Raw genomic sequence first — 18,146 nt, forward strand, 5'->3', positions numbered from 1 at the left:
CGCGGATAGGGGCAAGTCTGCACCCGACCACTGACAGTGGCCCCTGGAAAAGGCGTCGTCCCAGGTCGGAGGCGTGTTCCGGGTCGACGCGAGGAGACCCGGCAAGCCCCGACCGGTTCAGATGGCCCAGGCGTACGGCGCCGGCGCGTGCGTCTCGGCGCCGAGCTCGCGCGCGGCCCGCCGGGCCCAGGAGGCGTCGCGCAGCAGCTCGCGCCCGAGCAGCACGGCGTCCGCCTCCCCGTTGGCGACGATCTTCTCGGCCTGCGCGCTCTCCGTGATCATGCCCACGGCGGCGACCGGGAGCCCCGTCTCGGCCCTCACCCGGGCCGCGAACGGCACCTGATAGCCGGGGCCGACGGGGATGTCGGCCGGGCCGCCGTTGCCGCCGCTGGAGACGTCGAGGAGGTCGACACCGTGCTCGCGCAGCAGGGCCGCGAGGCGGACGGTCTCGTCGACGGTCCAGCCCTGCTCCCCGAGCCAGTCCGTGGCGGAGATCCGGAAGAAGACGGGCAGCTCCTCGGGCCACACGGCCCGTACGGCGTCGACCACTTCGAGGGCGAGGCGGGTGCGGTTCTCGAAGGAGCCGCCGTAGGCGTCGGTGCGGCGGTTGCTGTGCGGGGAGAGGAACTCGCCGATGAGATAGCCGTGCGCGCCGTGCACCTCGAGGATCTGGAACCCGGCGGCGAGAGCGCGGCGGGCCGCGTCGGCGAACTGGCCGACGATCTCCTCGATCCCCTCGGTCGTCAGCTCGGTCGGCACGGTGTAGCCCTCGGCGAACGCGACGGGGCTCGGCCCGACCGGCTGCCATCCGTGTTCGCCCTCGCCGACCGGACCGCGTCCCTGCCAGGGGCGCCTGGTGGACGCCTTGCGGCCGGCGTGACCGATCTGGATGCCGGGCACGGTGCCGTGCTCCTTCAGGAAGCCGGCGATCCTGCCCAACGCCTCGGCCTGCGTGTCGTTCCAGATGCCGAGGTCGGCGGGGCTGATCCGGCCCTCGGGGGAGACGGCCGTCGCCTCGACGAGGATCAGGCCCGTACCGCCGGTGGCGCGGGAGGCGTAGTGCGCGAAGTGCCAGTCGTTCGCGACGCCCGCCTTCGGGCCGGCCGCCTCTGCCGAGTACTGGTCCATCGGCGCCATCCAGACGCGGTTGGGGATGGTCAGCGACCGGAGGGTGAGGGGCTCGAAGAGGGCGGCGCTCATGGAGGACTCCGTTTCAGGGGGCCTGACGGGATGCTCGTACGGTACCCATCGTAGTACGGCATCTGTCAAACTACGAGAGCCGTCGTACAATGGTCGCGTACCCCGGATGAAGTGGAGCCGCCGTGACGACCGCGACCAACGCTCGCGTCCTCGAACACCCCGCGCGGGACGAGATCCGCCTGGAGGGGGTGCTGCACGCGCTGTCGGACGCGGTGAGGCTGCGGATCGTCCGCGAGATGGCCCGCGAGGGGACGGCGCTGAGCTGCTCGTACTTCGACCTTCCGGTGACCAAGTCGACGACGACGCACCACTTCCGGGTGCTGCGCGAGAGCGGCGTCATCCAGCAGATCTACCGCGGCACGGCCAAGCTGAACGGCCTGCGCCGCGACGACCTGGACGCCCTCTTCCCCGGCCTCCTCGACAGCGTCCTCGCGGCGGCGGGGAACCAGGAACTCCGCCTGGCAGGTGCGACCCGCACACCCTGAGAGCCAGGTCGTGTCCGCCCCTAGGAGGCGGTGTGGCGGCCCATGGCCGCGTCGCGCAGGCCCGCCCAGTCCGCGATCTTCACCCGGCCCCGGCCGAGCGAGCGGCCCAGGGCGGACTCGGCGCTCTCGATGGCCAGCCAACCGGGCCACGCGACCGGCTCGTGGCCCAGCTCGCGCAGGGCCGCCGGCGGGTCGGCCGCCACCGTCCGCCCGGCGAGCTCCGCCGCGTCGGCCAGCAGTGACGCCACCGTCTCCTTCGCGCAGGGGCGATTGGTGCCGATGACGCCCGTGGGCCCGCGCTTGATCCAGCCCGCGACGTACTCACCCGGGGACGGCGCACCGTCCCGCAGGACCCGGCCCGCCTCGTGCGGAACCGTTCCCCGGGCCTCGTCGAAGGGCAGCCCGGGCAGCGCGACCCCCTTGTAGCCGACGGCCCGCAGCACCAACTGGGCCTCGATCTCCTCGAACCGGCCCGTGCCCCGCACGCCTCCGGCGCCGTCAGGCTCGGTCCGCTCGAAGCGGACCGCCGCCACCCGCCCGCCCTCGCCGAGGAGCTCCACCGGACGCAGGAAGAACCGCAGCGTGATGGAGCGCTCGCCCTCCGGACCGGGCCGCGCCGCCGCCCACCCCCGTACCACCTCCACGTTCCGCCGGTTCACGGCGGCCAGCCCGGACGGGTCCGCGAACGACGGATCCAGCGCCAGGTCCGCGGGCTCCACCCGCACCCGGGCCCCGGGCAGCGCGCCCAGCTCCCGCAGCTCCTTGGTGGTGAACTTGGCCTGCCCGGGGCCCCGGCGGCCCACCATGTGCACCTCGCGCACCCGGCTGGCCTCCAGCGCCGAGAGCGCCCGCTGCGGCACGTCCGTCGGGCGCAGCTCGTCCGGGCCGCGCGCCAGGATCCGGGCGACGTCCACCGCCACGTTCCCGACCCCGATCACCACCGCCGAGCGCCCGCCGAGCCCGAAGCCGTCGGCCACGGCGTCGGGGTGCGCGCTGTACCAGGCGACGAAGTCCGTCGCCGAGAAGCTGCCGGCCAGATCCTCGCCCGGAACCCCGAGCCGCCGGTCCCGGGCCGCGCCGACGCAGTACACGACGGCGTGGTAGAGCTCGAGCAGACGGGCCGGAGTCAGACCGTGCGCGCCGACCTCGACATTGCCGAGGAAGCCGATCCGTTCGTCCTCCAGGACGGCCCGAAGGTTCTGCTGCAGCGATTTGATCTTCTCGTGGTCCGGCGCGACGCCGTAGCGCACCAGGCCGTACGGACAGGGCAGCCGGTCCAGGACGTCGACCCGGACGCCGGGCACCACCGACTGCTGGACCAGCGCCTGGGCGGTGTAGACCCCGCTGGGCCCGGAACCGACGACAGCGACACGAAGCACGGCCGTACTCCTTCCCGCCGCGGGGATTCCCGCCGAGAGGCTTCCAGCATGGCACCGACAGGCCCCCGCGCGGGAGGGCCGTGCGGGGGACGGTGGCCCGCATCGCCGCCGCCCCGCTACATCGACCGCATCCGGTTGATCTCCGCCGTCTGCTGCGCGATCACGTCACTGGCCATCTCCTCGACCAGAACGTTGTTCCCCTCGCCCAGCACCTGTGCCGCCATCGTCACCGCCCCCTCGTGGTGGGTGATCATCAGCTTGAGGAACAGCTCGTCGAACGCCTTGCCCTTGGCGTTCCTCAGCTCCGCCAGTTGCGCCTCGGTCGCCATCCCCGGCATCGAGTGATGGTCGTGGGCACCCTGCGAGCGCGGCCCACCGTTGTTTTTCAGCCAACCTTCCATCGCGCCGATCTCCGGCTGCTGGGCCGCGGCGATACGCTCCGCCACCTTCCTGACCTGAGTCGACTCCGCCCGCTGCGGGGCGAGCGCGGTCATCGTCAGCGCCTGCCGGTGGTGCACGATCATCATCTGCGTATAGGTGAAGTCCGCGGCGTTGGGCTTGTCGTCCGGCAGCAGCCGGGCCGCCTCCTCCGGCGATATCCGCCGCGCCTCCTCGCCCGGCTTGCCTGGCGCCACCACCGCCGGGCCCGAGGAGCCCTTGCTCCGGGGGGTCTCCCCTCCCGACCCCGACTCGCAGCCGGCCAGCGCCCATACGGTCACGGCGCCGAGCGCGACGACGACGACTCCACGGATACGGCGGTTCAACAAAACGACCTCCAGGGGGACTTCCACGGGGTTTCCAGGAAGGGAGCGGCCAAGGGGCGAGGAGCGTTCCTAGGTCGTGTCCTCGGGTCGCTGATCAAAAACCTTGATGACGTCTGTGTTGCCATCTGTTGAGATGTGCACGCTAAGGACGATACTGCCGAGGTCCATCGACCGTTCGACTCGAACGGATACAAGGGAGGACGGAGTGACTTCGTTGCGTACCACGCGTACTCCGCGCACACGGATCAGAGGTCTGGGTGTGGCCACCGCCGCGGCCGGACTGCTGGTCGGCCTGCTCGCGACCGGCCCCGCGGCCGCCACACCCGACCCGGGCGACGCCCCGGTGCGGGGCACCGTCTCCTCGGAGCAGGCCGCCGAGGCGCGGTCCGCCATCCAGAGCGGCGAGATACCCGGTGTGGACGAGATCGTCCACACCGACAACATCAAGCACCTGGTGAACATCCCCAAGGACGCGCTCAAGGGCACCAACTCCGACCTGGCGTTCCAGGGCAAGTACGCCTTCGCCGGCAACTACGACGGCTTCCGGATCTTCGACATCAGCAACCCGGCCGCCCCCAAGACCGTCGCCCAGGTGCTCTGCCCCGGTTCCCAGAACGACATCTCCGTCTCCGGCGACCTGCTCTTCCTCTCCACCGACTCCTCCCGCAGCGACAACTCCTGTGCCAGCACCAGCCAGCCGGCCACGGAGAAGTCCTCGTGGGAGGGCATGAAGATCTTCGACATCAGCGACATCGCCAACCCGAAGTACGTCGCCGCCGTCGAGACCGCCTGCGGCTCGCACACCCACACGCTGGTGCCCGAGCGCAGGAACGTGTACGTCTACGTCTCCTCGTACTCGCCCAACGCCGCGTTCCCGGACTGCCAGCCGCCGCACGACGGCATCACGGTCATCAAGGTGCCCCGCAAGGCGCCCGAGAAGGCCGCGATCACCGGCTTCCCCGTCCTCTTCCCGGGCGAGGGTCCGGACGGCGGTGGCAACCCCGGTGGTCCGACCAACCCGGGAGTCTCCAAGACCACCGGCTGCCACGACATCACCGTGCTGCCTTCGAAGGACCTCGCGGCCGGTGCCTGCATGGGTGACGGCATCCTGTTCGACATCAAGGACCCCGAGCGCCCCAAGGTGATCGACCAGGTCCAGGACAACGTCAACTTCGCGTTCTGGCACTCGGCGACCTTCAACCAGAAGGCGAACAAGGTCGTCTTCACCGACGAGCTCGGCGGCGGCGGCGCCGCCACCTGCAACGCGGCCGTCGGCCCCAACCGGGGCGCCAACGGCATCTACGACATCGTCGGCAAGGGCGGCGAGCGCGACCTCGTCTTCCGCAGCTACTACAAGATCCCGCGCCACCAGGCGGACACCGAGAACTGTGTCGCCCACAACGGCTCGCTGATCCCGGTCAAGGGCAAGGACCTCATGGTCCAGGCGTGGTACCAGGGCGGCGTCTCCGTCTGGGACTTCACCGACTCCCGCAAGCCGAGGGAGATCGCGTACTTCGAGCGCGGTCCCATCTCCGCCACGACGTTCGCCGGCGGCGGCTCCTGGTCGGCGTACTACTACAACGGCCACATCTACTCGAACGACATGGTCAAGGGCTTCGACGTGCTGAAGCTCGACGACCGCCGCACCGACCCCGCGAAGCGGGTCCGGATGGACGAACTCAACGTCCAGACGCAGCCGGACTACTTCGACGACTTCGCCGACGACTGACGCGGCACCCGGGCCGGTAATCCGGACCGGACCGCTCGCATGCCGTCGGGTGGACCCCCGCCCGGCGGCATGCCCATGTCCCAGTCGAGCCCGTACCGCTGGAACAGCTCCGCCCGCAGCCTCGCCACCGGCATCGGCGCACCCGGCAGCAGCACCGCCACGACCGCGCCCATCAACAGGGCCCGCAGCAGCGGATACTCCGTGTCCACGTCCGGGGAGCCGTACCGCGTCACCGTGTCCCGCAGCAGGAACGCGAGCCGCTGCTGCTCCGGGCACTGCACGAACCCCTCGGCCTGGAGGATGCCCGCCATGTGCGTCCGCATCAGGACCGGACGGCTCACGGCCAGGCCCAGGATCGCGTCGATCGCCCGTGCCAGCCTCTCCCGCCCGTCCTCCGTGCGCGGCTCGCGCTCCAGCGCCTCTTCCAGGGTCAGATGCATCAGCCGGTGCACCGCGGACTGCAGCAGCTGCCGCTTTCCCGGGAAGTAGTACGAGATCAGCCCGCGCGCCGAGCCGGCCCGCTCGGCGATGTCGGCCAGCGTCGTGGCTTCGTAACCACGCTCCGAGACCAGTTCGACGGTGGCTTGCAGAAGCCGTTCGCGAGAACGCCTCCGAAGCTCTTCATTGACCGATGCGCTACGCGGGGACATGCTGGACTCCTGCGTTGACTGGCTCGCGGCCAATATACTCAGCGCATCCTGCTGTCGCGCCTTCGTGCCTGGTCAGCGGGTTTGCCGTCTGTTCTGGGCGACGCGGGGGATCGTCCAGGACAGGCGGCTTCAGTGCGTTTCTCCCATTCTCCTCCGATCGCTCCCGAGGCCACCCTCTCCGCCCCGGTTCCCGCCGCTCCGGCGGTACGTGATGATCGCCACAGCGACCAGGCTCCAGCCGAGCAGCCAGCCGGCCACCACGTCCGACGTCCAGTGCACCCCCAGATAGACCCGGGTCCAGCCCACGCCGAGCACCGACACCACGGCCACCACGGTGAGGACGCTCCAGCCCCGCCAGGTCGCGCGCCAGTGCAGCGCGAGCACCCAGAGCAGCAGCCCGCAGCTCACGGTCGCCGTCAGCGCGTGCCCCGAGGGGAACGCCGCGTACTGCGCCGAGTCGACGGGATCCGGCCAACTCGGCCGCTCCCGGCCGAGCGCCGCCTTCACCCCCTGCTGGACCCCCGCCGCCACCAGGCTCGTCCCCGCGAGCCACAGCGCCGGCCGGCGCTCGCGTCGCCACCAGAGCGTCACCACGGCGGCGGCGATCAGCGCGCGCATCGTCCACGGGTCCCACACCCAGTCGGTGAGAATTCGGTTGAGCCGGGTGAAGCCGGGCTCGGCGACGGCGCTTTCGTGCAGCGCCTCCGAGACCGACCGGTCCAGAGAGAGCAACGGCGGCCACCCGGCGGCCACCAGAACGAGCAGCAGCAGGGCCAGGGCACCGGAGACGACGGCGGAGGAGCGCATGAGACGATCTTCCCCGACTTCCCCGGTCTACTCCCGCGCCGGCTAACCGAGTACCTTCAACGCCGGGACGAACGCCACCAGGACGGGCACCACGGGCACGAACGCCGCCGCCGCGGTCAGCCGCAGCCGTCGCCCCGCCGTGAGCCGCGGAGCGGCCGTCAGAAGCCGGTTCACCCGGTGCGGCAGATCGGCGTCCGGCGCCTGGCCGGGCCCGAACACCCCGCGCTCCTCGTTGAGTTCCACCAGCGCGAGCGCGATCGTCAGCCGCCCGAAGCGCCGCGAGGCCACGTCGTCGGCGGCCAGCTCCACCAGCCGGTGCATCTGGTCGCGGAAGGCCGCGAAGACGGGGATCCCCGGGAAGCCGCCGGCCAAAGCGGCCGAGCAGTGCAGCAGCCAGTCGTGGCGGGCCCGGGCGTGTCCCTGCTCGTGCGCGAGGACGGCGTCCAGCTGCCGCCCCTTCAGCCTGCGCAGCGCGGCCGTCGTGATGACCAGCTGAGGCGCGGCCCCCGGCAGCCACCAGGCGTCCGCGCGCTCACCCTCCAGGACCACCAGCCGCTCGCCGCCCGGCTCCTCGCCCGGCAAGAGCGGGGAGCGGACCAGCAGTTCACGGCGGCGCTGCCGACGCCGGGCCCGCGCCCGGCGGATCTCCCGGCCCAGCATCGCCCCCGTCCACAGCCCGCCACAGGCCAGGACCACGGCGAGCACCGCCGACCAGGGCCGGTGGGTGCCCAGTTCGTACGCCTCGAGCACCCCGTGCGGGGCGGGAGCGAAGATCTGTCCCCGTACCACCTGCCAGGCGGCCGCCGCGCTGAACGTCATCGACAGGGCGAAGCTCACCAGGACCGCCGCCACCACGCACTGCCACACCCACAGCGCGACCACGGGCTCGCGTTCCGCCCAGTCGGACCGCGACAGCAGTCGCGGGGCCACGACGGCGGTCAGGAGGCCGAGCGCGAGCAGCGCGAGGGAGACCAACATGGCGTCAGCCTATGAGTGCGGTGCTACCCGGGGGTATGACCTCGCACGGCAAGTGACGTACGCCACGGGTTTCACAGCGCCACGAGCATCGCCAGCATCGCCAGTGCCATCGACAGCCGGCAGACGCGCGTGAACTCGGGCCGTGCGTCCCCTCCGGGCGGCGGACCGGCGCCCGGCACCCCCACCGGGACGAGCCGCGCTCCGGAACGCAGCACGTACACCGCGAAGTACGCGAGGAGCACCCCCGTCAGGAGCGGTATGCCCCCGCCGCCGTGACCCCCGTGCGCTCCCTGCGCCGGGGCCGCCATCGCCACCGCCATGTAGACCATGGCGGAGGAGCCCACCAGGTGGTGCAGATGATGTCCGCCGCGCCGTACCCCGGACAGCGCGCCCAGCGCCGCCGCGCCGAACACCACCGCGTAGACCGCCCAGCTCCAGACCGGCGGCGAGAGCACCGCCGCGGGCAGCGCCATCGCCGCCATCCCGAAGCCCATCACGGCCTCGCCCGCCGCCGCCCTGCGCTCCGCACCGGCGCAGCCGCGCGTCCGCAGCAGGCAGTAGACCCCGCTCGCCCCGCACAACACGACCGACAGCCACGCCGGCCACCCCGAGAACCCCGGTCCGTGCACGGCACACCTCCCCCTCCGACGGTGCCGCTCGGTCCCCACCTGCATGCCCGTCCCCGCGGGGTCACACGCGAGCGCAGAGGCGCGCGAGGGTGTACGAGGGGGGCGCGCCGCCCGCGTTAGGCTCGGGGCGATCGCCTCCACCGATCGTCAGCGCCCCGAGGGGAGACCGAACACCATGGACACCGCCGCGCCCCAGGACACCGGCCGGATCACCTACCGCGACGCGGTCGAGGACGACGTGCCGGCGCTCGTGCCGCTCGTCGAGTCGGCCTACCGGGGCGACTCCAGCCGGGCCGGCTGGACGACGGAGGCGGACATCCTGCGGGGGCAGCGCACCGACGCGGAAGGCGTGCGCGCCGTCATCACCACCCCGGGCAGCCGGCTGATGGTGGTCGAGCGGGACGGTGAGGTCGTCGCCTGCTGCCAGCTCGAACAGCGCGGTGAGGTGGCCTACTTCGGCATGTTCGCCGTCCGCCCCGAGCTCCAGGGAGCAGGTCTCGGCCGCCGGATCATCGCCGAGGCGGAGCGCCGGGTGCGCGAGATCTGGGGCGCGCGGGAGATGCACATGACGGTGATCTCGGTGCGGGAGGAACTCATCGCCTGGTACGAGCGGCGCGGCTACCGCCGTACGGGAGAGATGACGCCGTTCCCGTACGGCGACGAGCGCTTCGGTCTGCCGCAGCGCGACGACCTCCAGTTCGAGCTCCTGGTCAAGCCGTTGGTCTGAGTCAAGCCGTTGGTCTGAGTCAAGCCGTCGGTCCGAGTCGGGCCGTCGGTCCGGGGCGGGCCCCTGGTCCGGGCCGGACCGTCACGCGGTGAAGCGGCCGGTGCGGCGGATCTCGGGATGGTCGGTCGTCGCGCCGTCCAGGTTCAGGGCCCGGGCCAGCCGCAGGTGGTCCTGGGTGTTCACCACCCAGCCGATGACCCGCAGCCCCTCTCGGTGGGCCCGCTCCACGGTCTCCAGGGTGAGGTGCCGGATGTTGAGCACGAGGGCGCCGGCCCCGACCGCCTTCGCCCGGTCCACCACGTCCGCACCCCAGCGGTCCGCGACGAGCGCGGTACGGACCCCGGGGACCAGCCGGGAGATCTCCGCGAGGGCCTCGTCGTGGAAGGAGAGGACCTCCACCCGGCCGGCCAGGTCGCGGCGCAGCATCACCTCGGCGAGGGCCTTGGCCGCCGCCACGTCCTTGATCTCGGCCTGGAGCGGGGAGCTCACCGCGTCCAGGACCTCCTCGAAGACGGGCACACGCTCCCCGTCGCCGGCGTCCAGCTCGCGCAACTCGGCGAGGGTCAGCTCGGCGATCGGCCCGCTGCCGTCCGTGGTCCGGTCGACGTCGGCGTCGTGCATGACGACGAGGGCGCCGTCCTTGCTCAGATGCAGATCCAGCTCGATGGCGTCCATGCCGGCCTGCTCGGCGCGGACGAAGGAGCGCAGGGTGTTCTCGGGTTCGACGCCCATGACTCCGCGATGACCGATGGTGAGGAAACTCAAGATCTTCTCGCTTCCGTCGATGTCCGGGCCCGGGTCCCTCCGGTCTCCCCGGTGGTGGCGCAGCCTAATCGCTGGGACCGAAGAGGGAAGCGCACGCGCGGGGGGCGTGGGAACGCGCCGTTCCGAGGTCCTCGCCGCAGAGGGCCCGGTGCGGAGCCAGGCGGTGGATGCGAGCGCCTCAGCCCGTCCTGACAGGAAAATTCACGGTGACCATAGGGGTGGCGCAGGATAATTTCCCTTGCTCCTCTTGTGGGAAGGAACCGCGAATGGATACGGTGTCTTGACGCTAGGTTCTCCTGTGGAGGAAGTGGAATGACGGAAATTCTTGTGCAGGACGTGATCGGTGGGGGGATATCCACCTCTGACCCGGTGATCCACCACCCTGCCTGGCCCGAGCTCAAGAATGCCGTGGAGCAGATCCGTCCCTGGCAGAGCAAGGACGGGTCGATCGACTTCGCCGCCGAGGGCGCGCCGTCCCGCGCGCTCGCCGAGGCCACGATCGACCGGATCGTGACCGCGGTGGAGCAGCTCTCCCCGCTGCTTCCGCACGACGCCGCGTACCACCGCGCCGTCGTCGCCGACCTGCGCAAGTGGGCCGCGGGCGGCTTCGAGGTCCCCGACTTCCTGGACTCCCTGCTGGCCTTCCAGCCGGCCGCCGACCGCGTGGACGGGCTCCAGCACCTGGCGCTCTTCCCGATGTACACGCAGAACGGCAACCCGGACCGCAACCTCGAAGCCGTCGTGCTGCGCATGGTCTGGCCGGAGTGGCTCTCCGAGCTGGAGCGCACCCGCTACGACAACCCGCTCTTCTGCGGCATCACCTTCGAGGACTTCACCGCCGGTTACGACACCAACTCGGCCGTCCTCTTCCCGGAGACCATCGCCGTGCGCGAGGCCCCCGAGCGCTTCAGCTGGGGCGGCATCTTCTGCGACCGCGAGGCCGCCCGCTTCCGCAAGGTCACCGAGGCCGCCGTCGACATCCTGGGCATCGACCTGCCCGAGGACATCGCCGCCATGGTCCACGACCAGAAGCGCTGCGAGTCCGCCTTCGTGCTGTGGGACATGGTCCACGACCGCACCCACAGCCACGGCGACCTGCCGTTCGACCCCTTCATGATCAAGCAGCGCCAGCCGTTCTGGATGTACGGTCTGGAGGAGCTGCGCTGCGACCTCACCGCCTTCAAGGAGGCCGTGAAGCTGGACGCCGAGGGCAACCCCCACGGCCGCGACGTGCAGTACGCCGTCCTCTTCGACCGGATGTTCCGTTTCCCGGTCTCCGGCGACCGCGACCGCAACTACGACGGCCTGGGCGGCCAGCTCCTCTTCGCGTACCTCCACAAGCACGACGTGGTGCGCTGGACCGACAACACGCTCAGGATCGACTGGGAGCGTGCCCCCGAGGTCACCAACCAGCTCTGCGCCGAGATCGAGAAGCTGTACCGCGACGGCATCGACCGCCCCAAGCTGGTCCACTGGTTCAAGGCGTACGAACTCGTCTCCACCTACCTCGCCCCGCACCCCGGCTCGCGCTGGGCCAAGGGCCCCGACGCCCTCGACCTGACGCAGCCGCCGCGCAAGCTCGTCGACGACGTGCTTCCGGACGAGTTTCCGCTCAGCATGTTCTATGAGGCCCTTTCCAAGAAGCTCAAGGGCGTGATCGCGTCCACCAAGGGCATCACCGCCGCGAACGCTTCGCGGGCCGAGCAGGCTGCCGCGTGAACTCAGTCACGGAGGAGGCGACGACCATGAACGGGAACGGCGGATCGCTGGAGGGTGCCGTCATCGCGGTCGCGGGAGCGGCGGGCCCCGCGGGGCGGGCCGCGCTGATGCGGCTCGCCGAAGCCGGTGCCATCGTCGTCGCCTCCGACGCCGATCCCGCCCGCCTGGCCGAGGCGGTCGACGCCGCCCGGTACGCGCACGGCGGCGCCACCGTCGTCGGGGACACCGTCGACCTCCTGGACGTCGGCGCGGCGCGCGAGTGGGCCGACAAGACCGAGAAGGAGTTCGGCCGGATCGACGGCCTCGTGCACCTCGTCGGCGGCTGGCGCGGCAGCGCCTCCTTCGCCGAGACCGACCTCGCCGACTGGGGCTTCCTGGAGAAGCTGCTGATCCGCACCGTCCAGTCCACCTCGCTCGCCTTCCACGACCCGCTGCTGCGCAGCGACCGTGGCCGCTATGTGCTCATCAGCGCTGCGGGCGCCTCCCAGCCCACCGCCGGCAACGCGGCCTACGCCGCCGCCAAGGCCGCGGCCGAGGCGTGGACCCTGGCGCTGGGGGACGCCTTCCGCAAGGCGGGGGGCGATGACGGTCCCAAGGCGGCGGCTGCCATCCTGGTGATCAAGGCACTGGTGCACGACGCCATGCGCGCCGAGCGCCCGAATGCGAAGTTCGCGGGCTTCACCGACGTCAAGGATCTGGCCGACGAGATCGCCGGTGTCTGGGACCGGCCCGCACAGGAAGTGAATGGACAGCGTCTGTGGCTGACCCCCAAGCCGTGACATCGGCGATGCCCCCCAGGACCGACGCGAGTCGTCACCACGACCCGTCGGTCCGGGGTTTCGCGAGCGACAACTACGCCGGAGCGCACCCCGAGGTGCTCGCCGCGATCGCGCTCGCCAACGGCGGTCATCAGATCGCCTACGGCGAGGACGACTACACCGAGCACCTCCAGCGGATCATGCACAGCCACTTCGGCCCCACCGCGGAAGCCTTCCCGGTCTTCAACGGCACGGGTGCGAACGTCACCGCCCTGCAGGCGCTGACCGACCGTTGGGGCGCCGTGATCTGCGCCGAGTCCGCCCACATCAACGTGGACGAGGGCGGTGCGCCCGAGCGCATGGGCGGCCTCAAGCTGCTCACCGTGCCCACCCCGGACGGCAAGCTCACGCCCGAGCTCATCGACCGGCAGGCATGGGGCTGGGAGGACGAGCACCGGGCCATGCCGCAGGTCGTCTCGATCACCCAGAACACCGAGCTCGGCACGGTCTACACCGTGGAAGAGATCCGGGCCATCGTGGAGCACGCCCACGCCAAGGGCATGAAGGTCCACCTCGACGGTGCCCGGATAGCCAACGCCGCCGCGTCGCTGGACGTCCCCATGCGGGCGTTCACCAACGCGGTGGGCGTGGACGTCCTCTCGTACGGCGGGACCAAGAACGGCATGCTGTTCGGCGAGGCCGTGGTGGTCCTCAACCCGGACGCCGTGAGCCACATGAAGCATCTGCGCAAGCTGTCCATGCAGCTCGCGTCCAAGATGCGGTTCGTGTCGGTGCAGCTGGAGGCGCTGCTCGCCAAGGACCTGTGGCTGCGCAACGCCCGCCACGCCAACGCCATGGCGCAGCGGCTCGCGGCCGGTGTGCGGGGGGTCGACGGCGTGGAGATCCTCTACCCCGTCCAGGCCAACGCGGTCTTCGCGCGGCTCCCGCACGAGGTGAGCACCCGGCTGCAGAAGCGCTTCCGCTTCTACTTCTGGGACGAGGCGGCCGGCGACGTGCGCTGGATGTGCTCCTTCGACACCACGGAGGACGACGTCGACGCGTTCCTCCAGGCGCTGAAGGAAGAGATGGCGCGCTAGCCGCGCAGTGCGCATAGGTATACGGCCGACCGGAAATCGATTGACTCCGGTCGGCCGTCTTTCTACGCTCCGGGCGCATGGAACTCATCCAGCGGGAACCGGAACTCTCGGCCTACCTCGCCGTCGACGCGGCCATCGATCATGAGCACCCCGTGGTGCGGGAGGTCGCGGCCCGGCTGCGCGCCGAACACCCCGACGCATACGCATACGCCAAGGCCGCCTTCGAGTTCGTTCGGGACGCCATCCCGCACTCGTCCGACTCCGGTGACCCGAGGGTCACCTGGCGCGCCTCCGACGTGCTCGCGCGGGGAACGGGCATCTGCCACGCCAAGGCGCACGCGCTCGCCGCGCTGCTCCGCGCCGAGGGGATCCCCGCCGCGCTCTGTTATCAGCGGCTCACCGACGACGACGGGTCGAACCCGATCGTCCACGGGCTGATCGCCGTCCGGCTCCCCGACGAGGCGGCGTGGGCGAGGCAGGATCCCCGGGGGAACAAGCCCGGCGTCGACGCCCAGTTCTCCCTGGGTGCGGAACGGCTGGCATGGCCCGTCCGACCGGAGTGCAGTGAAGTGGATTATCCGGTGCTCTATGCTGAACCGCATCCGGCCGTCCTGAGCGCGCTGCACTCCGCTCGCGACCGGCCGCACCTCACGCGGACCCTTCCGACGGAACTCTGACGCAAGGACGACGATGCCCCTCACCCTCACCGTGGCCGACGAGGTACGTGCCCTCGTCCCCGGCTTCACCCACCTCGCCGTGGAGGCCCACGGTCTCGTCAACGGGCCGAGCGACGAGGCCAGTTCGGCCCTGCTCGACGACGCGGCGCGACGCCTCGCGGAGCGGATCGCCGGGGGCACCCCGGACAAGGACCCGCACATCGCGGCCTGGCGCGCGGCGTACTCGGCGTTCGGGGCCAAGCCGTCCCGCACCCGCAACTCCGCCGAGGCGCTCGCCAAGCGCGCGCTCGCGGACGGCGGCCTGCCCCGGATCAACCGGCTCGTCGACGCCTACAACGCGATCAGCGTCGCCCATCTCATCCCGGTGGGCGGCGAGGACCTGGACAAGATCCAGGGCGAGATGCGGCTCGTACGGGCCACCGGTGACGAGCCGTTCGTGACCATGGCCGGCGGCGAGGAGACCGTGGAGCACCCGGAGCCGGGCGAGATCGTCTGGCGCGACGAGGCGGGTGTCACCTGCCGGCGCTGGAACTGGCGCCAGGGACCGCGCACCCGGATCGAGGACGGCACGGTCAACGCGATCTTCCTGCTGGAGTCGCTGGCCCCGATGACCGTCGCGGAGCTCACGGCGGCGGGCACGGAGCTCGCCGAGTCGCTCGAGAAGCTGAGCCCTGGGGCGCGGATCACGGTCCGCACCCCGGCGTGACCTCGCGGCGAAGCGCCGGCCGACCGGTCAGCCGGCTTCCTTGACCTGAGCCGGAGTCGGAGCCGTGCCCCCGAGGTGCGCGGGCACCCACCAGGTGTCGCCCGCGTCCTTGGGGCGTACGGGATAGGCGCGCTGCGCGGCCTCCAGGAGCTCCTGGACGCGGTCGCGCAGCCGTCGGGTGATCGCGCCCGCGTACTGGTCCGCCGGAGCCTCCATCGGCTCGCCGACCCGGATCGTCACCGGGATGTGGCTGCGCTTGAAGTTGCGGGGACGGCCCTTGGTCCAGATCCGCTGCGTGCCCCACAGGGCCATGGGGATCAGCGGAACCCCGGCCTCCTGCGCGAGCCGCGCGGCACCCGACTTGAAGCTCTTGAGCGTGAACGACTGCGAGATGGTCGCCTCGGGGAAGACCCCGATGATCTCGCCGGCCCTCAGGGACTCCAGCGCGTGCTGGTACGCGTGCTCGCCCTGGGAGCGGTCCACCGGGATGTGCTTCATGCCGCGCATCAGCGGGCCGGACACCTTGTGCCGGAACACCGAGTCCTTGGCCATGAAACGCACCAGACGCTTCTGCGGCAGCGCGGCCAGGCCCGTGAAGATGAAGTCCAGATAGCTGATGTGGTTGCTCACGAGCACCGCGCCACCCGTGCGCGGGATGTGCTCCGAACCCTGAGTGTCGATCTTGAGGTCCAGCGCCTTGAACAGGGTGAGTGCGGCGCCGATGACCGGCCGATAGACGAGTTCTGCCATCTGAGAGGAACCCCTTCTTCATTCGGTGCCTGGGGAGGGTTCTCCCGGCGGAAGTTACGCGGCCGTAGGTTTTCGGCTTTGGGCAGATCGTGCCCCATGCGGCCGCCGGTGACCAGTCCTGACGGCTTCGCACGGGGAGATTCTCGTCACGCCTGCCCGCTGTGGCGGGAATCGAACCGTGCCGTGGGACGCTGCACGGAGCGGAACGAGGCGGCGAGCAGAGCGGGAGAACGGACATGAGCGGGCAGCCGGAGGTGCTGGGCGTCGAGGCGCTGGGCGCCCCGCTGGGGGAGCGGGCCACCCTCGTGCAGTTCTCGACGGCGTTCTGCCAGCCCTGCCGTGCCACCCGGCGGACCCTCTCCGAGGTCGCGGAGATGATCGAGGGCGTGGGGCATGTGGAGATCGACGCCGAGGAGCGGCTCGACCTCGTGCGCGCGATGGAGATCGTACGGACCCCCACGGTGCTCGTCCTCGACCGCGCCGGGCGGATCGTCGTCCGGGCCTCCGGACAGCCCCGCCGGGCCGATGTCATCGCCGCGCTCGGCCGGGCCGTCTGACGCGGTGACACATCTCCCACATCCCGGGACGAGCTTGACTGCACCCGCCGACGATCGTCAGGCTGACGGGATGCCCCCAGAACTCCTTCTCCATGGGCGGGTCCACGTGGACCTGGCCCGCGACGCGAGCGCGCGCTGTCCGGGTGTCTGACACCCCACGGACCCCTTTCACGACGCCCCCGCAGAAGGACAGTTCCATGACGGTTTCGCCCGAGCTCCGCACCGTGCGCGCTCCCCGGCAGGCCTCTCCCGATCTCCTCCGTTCCGTCTTCCGGCAGCACGCCGCCGGTGTCGCGGTCATCACCGCCGGCGGGGACCGCCCCGTCGGCTTCACCGCCACCTCCCTCAGCTCCGTCGCCGCGGAGCCTCCCCTGATCTCCTTCGGCGTGGGCACCTCCTCCTCCAGCTGGCCGGTGATCGCCGAGGCGGAGCACGTCGGCGTCCACATACTCGGCGAGCACCAGCGGGAACTGGCCGAGACGTTCGCGCGCAGCGGCGCCGACCGGTTCGGCGATCCCACGCGCTGGAGCGTGGGCCCCGAGGGGGTCCCGGTCCTCGACGGCGTCCTCGCCTGGCTGGTCTGCCGGGTGGTGGCCAGGGTCCCGGCCGGCGACCACCGGATCGTGATGGCCCAGGCGGTCGCCGGAGACCCCGCCGGAGCGGGCCGGCCGCTGCTCTACCACCAGGGCCGCTTCACCGCCCTGCGCGACTGAGAGTTCCGCGCGCCGCGCGTTGCTAAGGTCACACACCTGAGCGCTTGCTTACTGGTAACGAACTGGGTGTACTGACGAGTAATATTTCGGCCGGGGCCCAAGCCGCCCCAACCGGAAACCCGCCCTTCAGGCGCCTATGCTGCGAGCAACAAGGCAGCCCAGTTATGACGATGCAGTAGGAGAGCCGGCGTGAGCTTGAGGATCGTTGTCTGTGTGAAGTACGTGCCCGACGCCACCGGCGACCGGCACTTCGCCGATGACCTGACCGTCGACCGCGACGACGTCGACGGCCTGCTGTCGGAGCTCGACGAGTACGCGGTCGAGCAGGCGCTGCAGATCGCCGAAGAGGCGGACGACGCCGAGGTCACCGTCCTCACGGTCGGCCCCGAGGACGCCAAGGACGCGCTGCGCAAGGCGTTGTCCATGGGCGCCGACAAGGCCGTCCACGTCGAGGACGACGACCTGCACGGCACCGACGTCATGGGCACCTCGCTGGTGCTCGCGAAGGCGATCGAGAAGACCGGCTACGACATCGTCATCGCCGGTATGGCCTCCACCGACGGCACCATGGGTGTCCTCCCGGCCATCCTCGCCGAGCGCCTGGGCGTCCCGCAGGTCACGCTGCTGTCCGAGGTCAAGGTCGAGGACGGCGTCGTGAAGGGCCGCCGTGACGGCGACACCGCGTCGGAGCAGCTGGAGGCGTCCCTCCCGGCCGTCGTGTCGGTGACGGACCAGTCGGGCGAGGCCCGCTACCCGTCCTTCAAGGGCATCATGGCCGCCAAGAAGAAGCCGGTGGAGTCCCTGGACCTCTCCGACCTCGAGATCGAGGCCGAGGAAGTGGGTCTGGAGGGCGCCTGGACCGCGGTCGACTCGGCGGCGGAGCGTCCGGCCCGCACGGCCGGCACGATCGTCAAGGACGAGGGCGAGGGCGGCAAGCAGCTGGCCGAGTTCCTCGCGAGCCAGAAGTTCATCTAGCCGCTGGGGGTCCGGGGGTCGCCCCCCGGGTCGACACACGGCATCCAAGGGCTCGCGCGAGCCGATCAGTCCGCCCCCTTT

Annotated in this window: 20 protein-coding genes; 11 read left to right on the plus strand and 9 right to left on the minus strand. The window is 71.1% G+C overall.

What is annotated here, in order from left to right; translation table 11 throughout:
- Positions 1–117: 117 nt before the first annotated feature.
- Positions 118–1,200, minus strand: a complete 1,083-nt coding sequence (locus tag ABZY12_RS03920; RefSeq protein WP_356886796.1) for an NADH:flavin oxidoreductase/NADH oxidase — start codon at positions 1,198–1,200, stop codon at positions 118–120.
- 122 nt (positions 1,201–1,322) lie between these two features.
- Between ABZY12_RS03920 and ABZY12_RS03925 the strand changes: the two genes are divergently transcribed.
- On the plus strand, positions 1,323–1,685 hold the full coding sequence (locus tag ABZY12_RS03925) for a helix-turn-helix transcriptional regulator (protein WP_356886798.1): 363 nt from the start codon (positions 1,323–1,325) through the stop codon (positions 1,683–1,685).
- 20 nt (positions 1,686–1,705) lie between these two features.
- Here ABZY12_RS03925 and ABZY12_RS03930 read toward each other — a convergent pair whose 3' ends face one another.
- Complete coding sequence (locus tag ABZY12_RS03930; RefSeq protein ID WP_356886800.1) at positions 1,706–3,064, minus strand: FAD-dependent oxidoreductase; 1,359 nt, start codon at positions 3,062–3,064, stop codon at positions 1,706–1,708.
- Positions 3,065–3,180: 116 nt separating this feature from the next.
- A complete protein-coding gene (locus ABZY12_RS03935) occupies positions 3,181–3,828 on the minus strand; it encodes a DUF305 domain-containing protein (protein ID WP_356886802.1) in 648 nt (215 codons plus the stop codon).
- Positions 3,829–4,033: 205 nt separating this feature from the next.
- Between ABZY12_RS03935 and ABZY12_RS03940 the strand changes: the two genes are divergently transcribed.
- A complete protein-coding gene (locus tag ABZY12_RS03940; RefSeq protein ID WP_356886804.1) occupies positions 4,034–5,557 on the plus strand; it encodes a hypothetical protein in 1,524 nt (507 codons plus the stop codon).
- On the opposite strand, the gene ABZY12_RS03945 is transcribed toward ABZY12_RS03940, so the two are convergent.
- The 4 genes from ABZY12_RS03945 to ABZY12_RS03960 form a co-directional block, all read right to left on the minus strand.
- On the minus strand, positions 5,530–6,207 hold the full coding sequence (locus tag ABZY12_RS03945; protein ID WP_356886806.1) for a helix-turn-helix domain-containing protein: 678 nt from the start codon (positions 6,205–6,207) through the stop codon (positions 5,530–5,532). The two genes, ABZY12_RS03940 and ABZY12_RS03945, sit on opposite strands and share 28 nt — an antisense overlap.
- 129 nt (positions 6,208–6,336) lie before the next feature.
- On the minus strand, positions 6,337–7,014 hold the full coding sequence (locus ABZY12_RS03950) for a phosphatase PAP2 family protein (RefSeq protein WP_356886808.1): 678 nt from the start codon (positions 7,012–7,014) through the stop codon (positions 6,337–6,339).
- A gap of 42 nt (positions 7,015–7,056) precedes the next feature.
- Complete coding sequence (locus ABZY12_RS03955) at positions 7,057–7,992, minus strand: M56 family metallopeptidase (protein WP_356886810.1); 936 nt, start codon at positions 7,990–7,992, stop codon at positions 7,057–7,059.
- A gap of 71 nt (positions 7,993–8,063) precedes the next feature.
- Complete coding sequence (locus ABZY12_RS03960; protein WP_356886812.1) at positions 8,064–8,621, minus strand: DUF5134 domain-containing protein; 558 nt, start codon at positions 8,619–8,621, stop codon at positions 8,064–8,066.
- Between the two features lie 175 nt (positions 8,622–8,796).
- On the opposite strand from ABZY12_RS03960, the gene ABZY12_RS03965 reads away from it, so the two are divergent.
- A complete protein-coding gene (locus tag ABZY12_RS03965; protein ID WP_356886814.1) occupies positions 8,797–9,348 on the plus strand; it encodes a GNAT family N-acetyltransferase in 552 nt (183 codons plus the stop codon).
- An 81-nt stretch (positions 9,349–9,429) separates the two neighbouring features.
- Here ABZY12_RS03965 and ABZY12_RS03970 read toward each other — a convergent pair whose 3' ends face one another.
- Positions 9,430–10,113 carry a glycerophosphodiester phosphodiesterase family protein gene (locus ABZY12_RS03970; protein WP_356886816.1) on the minus strand — a complete coding sequence of 228 codons (684 nt, stop codon included), beginning with the start codon at positions 10,111–10,113 and terminating at the stop codon, positions 9,430–9,432.
- Positions 10,114–10,425: 312 nt separating this feature from the next.
- On the opposite strand from ABZY12_RS03970, the gene ABZY12_RS03975 reads away from it, so the two are divergent.
- The 5 genes from ABZY12_RS03975 (at position 10,426) to ABZY12_RS03995 (ending at position 15,070) form a co-directional block, all read left to right on the plus strand.
- Positions 10,426–11,832, plus strand: a complete 1,407-nt coding sequence (locus tag ABZY12_RS03975; RefSeq protein ID WP_356886818.1) for a DUF6421 family protein — start codon at positions 10,426–10,428, stop codon at positions 11,830–11,832.
- Positions 11,833–11,858: 26 nt separating this feature from the next.
- Entirely contained in the window at positions 11,859–12,611 is a 753-nt protein-coding gene (locus ABZY12_RS03980) for an SDR family NAD(P)-dependent oxidoreductase (RefSeq protein ID WP_356886994.1), read from the plus strand.
- Positions 12,612–12,619: 8 nt separating this feature from the next.
- Positions 12,620–13,687, plus strand: coding sequence for a low specificity L-threonine aldolase (locus tag ABZY12_RS03985; protein ID WP_356886996.1), 1,068 nt, complete (start codon positions 12,620–12,622; stop codon positions 13,685–13,687).
- A gap of 77 nt (positions 13,688–13,764) precedes the next feature.
- Entirely contained in the window at positions 13,765–14,364 is a 600-nt protein-coding gene (locus tag ABZY12_RS03990) for a transglutaminase family protein (protein WP_356886820.1), read from the plus strand.
- Between the two features lie 13 nt (positions 14,365–14,377).
- A complete protein-coding gene (locus ABZY12_RS03995; RefSeq protein WP_356886822.1) occupies positions 14,378–15,070 on the plus strand; it encodes a phenylalanine--tRNA ligase beta subunit-related protein in 693 nt (230 codons plus the stop codon).
- 27 nt (positions 15,071–15,097) lie between these two features.
- Here ABZY12_RS03995 and ABZY12_RS04000 read toward each other — a convergent pair whose 3' ends face one another.
- On the minus strand, positions 15,098–15,820 hold the full coding sequence (locus ABZY12_RS04000; protein WP_356886824.1) for a lysophospholipid acyltransferase family protein: 723 nt from the start codon (positions 15,818–15,820) through the stop codon (positions 15,098–15,100).
- Between the two features lie 236 nt (positions 15,821–16,056).
- Here ABZY12_RS04000 and ABZY12_RS04005 point away from each other — a divergent pair, with 236 nt between their 5' ends.
- The 3 genes from ABZY12_RS04005 (at position 16,057) to ABZY12_RS04015 (ending at position 18,065) form a co-directional block, all read left to right on the plus strand.
- The gene (locus tag ABZY12_RS04005; protein ID WP_356886826.1) at positions 16,057–16,377 is read left to right on the plus strand and encodes a thioredoxin family protein; all 321 of its coding nucleotides are present in this window, start codon (positions 16,057–16,059) and stop codon (positions 16,375–16,377) included.
- A 197-nt stretch (positions 16,378–16,574) separates the two neighbouring features.
- Positions 16,575–17,090, plus strand: a complete 516-nt coding sequence (locus ABZY12_RS04010; RefSeq protein WP_356886829.1) for a flavin reductase family protein — start codon at positions 16,575–16,577, stop codon at positions 17,088–17,090.
- 189 nt (positions 17,091–17,279) lie between these two features.
- A complete protein-coding gene (locus ABZY12_RS04015) occupies positions 17,280–18,065 on the plus strand; it encodes an electron transfer flavoprotein subunit beta/FixA family protein (protein ID WP_356886831.1) in 786 nt (261 codons plus the stop codon).
- Positions 18,066–18,146: the final 81 nt, after the last annotated feature.

Source organism: Streptomyces sp. NPDC006551, assembly GCF_040611675.1.
In the GTDB taxonomy this organism is placed as follows: domain Bacteria; phylum Actinomycetota; class Actinomycetes; order Streptomycetales; family Streptomycetaceae; genus Streptomyces.

Bases quoted from the DNA above. Each gene is read 5' to 3' on its own strand.
- ABZY12_RS03920 (WP_356886796.1), bottom strand. From the start codon at position 1,200: ATGAGCGCCGCCCTCTTCGAGCCCCTCACCCTCCGGTCGCTGACCATC.
- ABZY12_RS03945 (WP_356886806.1), bottom strand. From the start codon at position 6,207: ATGTCCCCGCGTAGCGCATCGGTCAATGAAGAGCTTCGGAGGCGTTCT.
- ABZY12_RS03950 (WP_356886808.1), bottom strand. From the start codon at position 7,014: ATGCGCTCCTCCGCCGTCGTCTCCGGTGCCCTGGCCCTGCTGCTGCTC.
- ABZY12_RS03955 (WP_356886810.1), bottom strand. From the start codon at position 7,992: ATGTTGGTCTCCCTCGCGCTGCTCGCGCTCGGCCTCCTGACCGCCGTC.
- ABZY12_RS03965 (WP_356886814.1), top strand. From the start codon at position 8,797: ATGGACACCGCCGCGCCCCAGGACACCGGCCGGATCACCTACCGCGAC.
- ABZY12_RS03975 (WP_356886818.1), top strand. From the start codon at position 10,426: ATGACGGAAATTCTTGTGCAGGACGTGATCGGTGGGGGGATATCCACC.
- ABZY12_RS03980 (WP_356886994.1), top strand. From the start codon at position 11,859: ATGAACGGGAACGGCGGATCGCTGGAGGGTGCCGTCATCGCGGTCGCG.
- ABZY12_RS03985 (WP_356886996.1), top strand. From the start codon at position 12,620: ATGCCCCCCAGGACCGACGCGAGTCGTCACCACGACCCGTCGGTCCGG.
- ABZY12_RS03990 (WP_356886820.1), top strand. From the start codon at position 13,765: ATGGAACTCATCCAGCGGGAACCGGAACTCTCGGCCTACCTCGCCGTC.
- ABZY12_RS03995 (WP_356886822.1), top strand. From the start codon at position 14,378: ATGCCCCTCACCCTCACCGTGGCCGACGAGGTACGTGCCCTCGTCCCC.
- ABZY12_RS04000 (WP_356886824.1), bottom strand. From the start codon at position 15,820: ATGGCAGAACTCGTCTATCGGCCGGTCATCGGCGCCGCACTCACCCTG.
- ABZY12_RS04005 (WP_356886826.1), top strand. From the start codon at position 16,057: ATGAGCGGGCAGCCGGAGGTGCTGGGCGTCGAGGCGCTGGGCGCCCCG.
- ABZY12_RS04010 (WP_356886829.1), top strand. From the start codon at position 16,575: ATGACGGTTTCGCCCGAGCTCCGCACCGTGCGCGCTCCCCGGCAGGCC.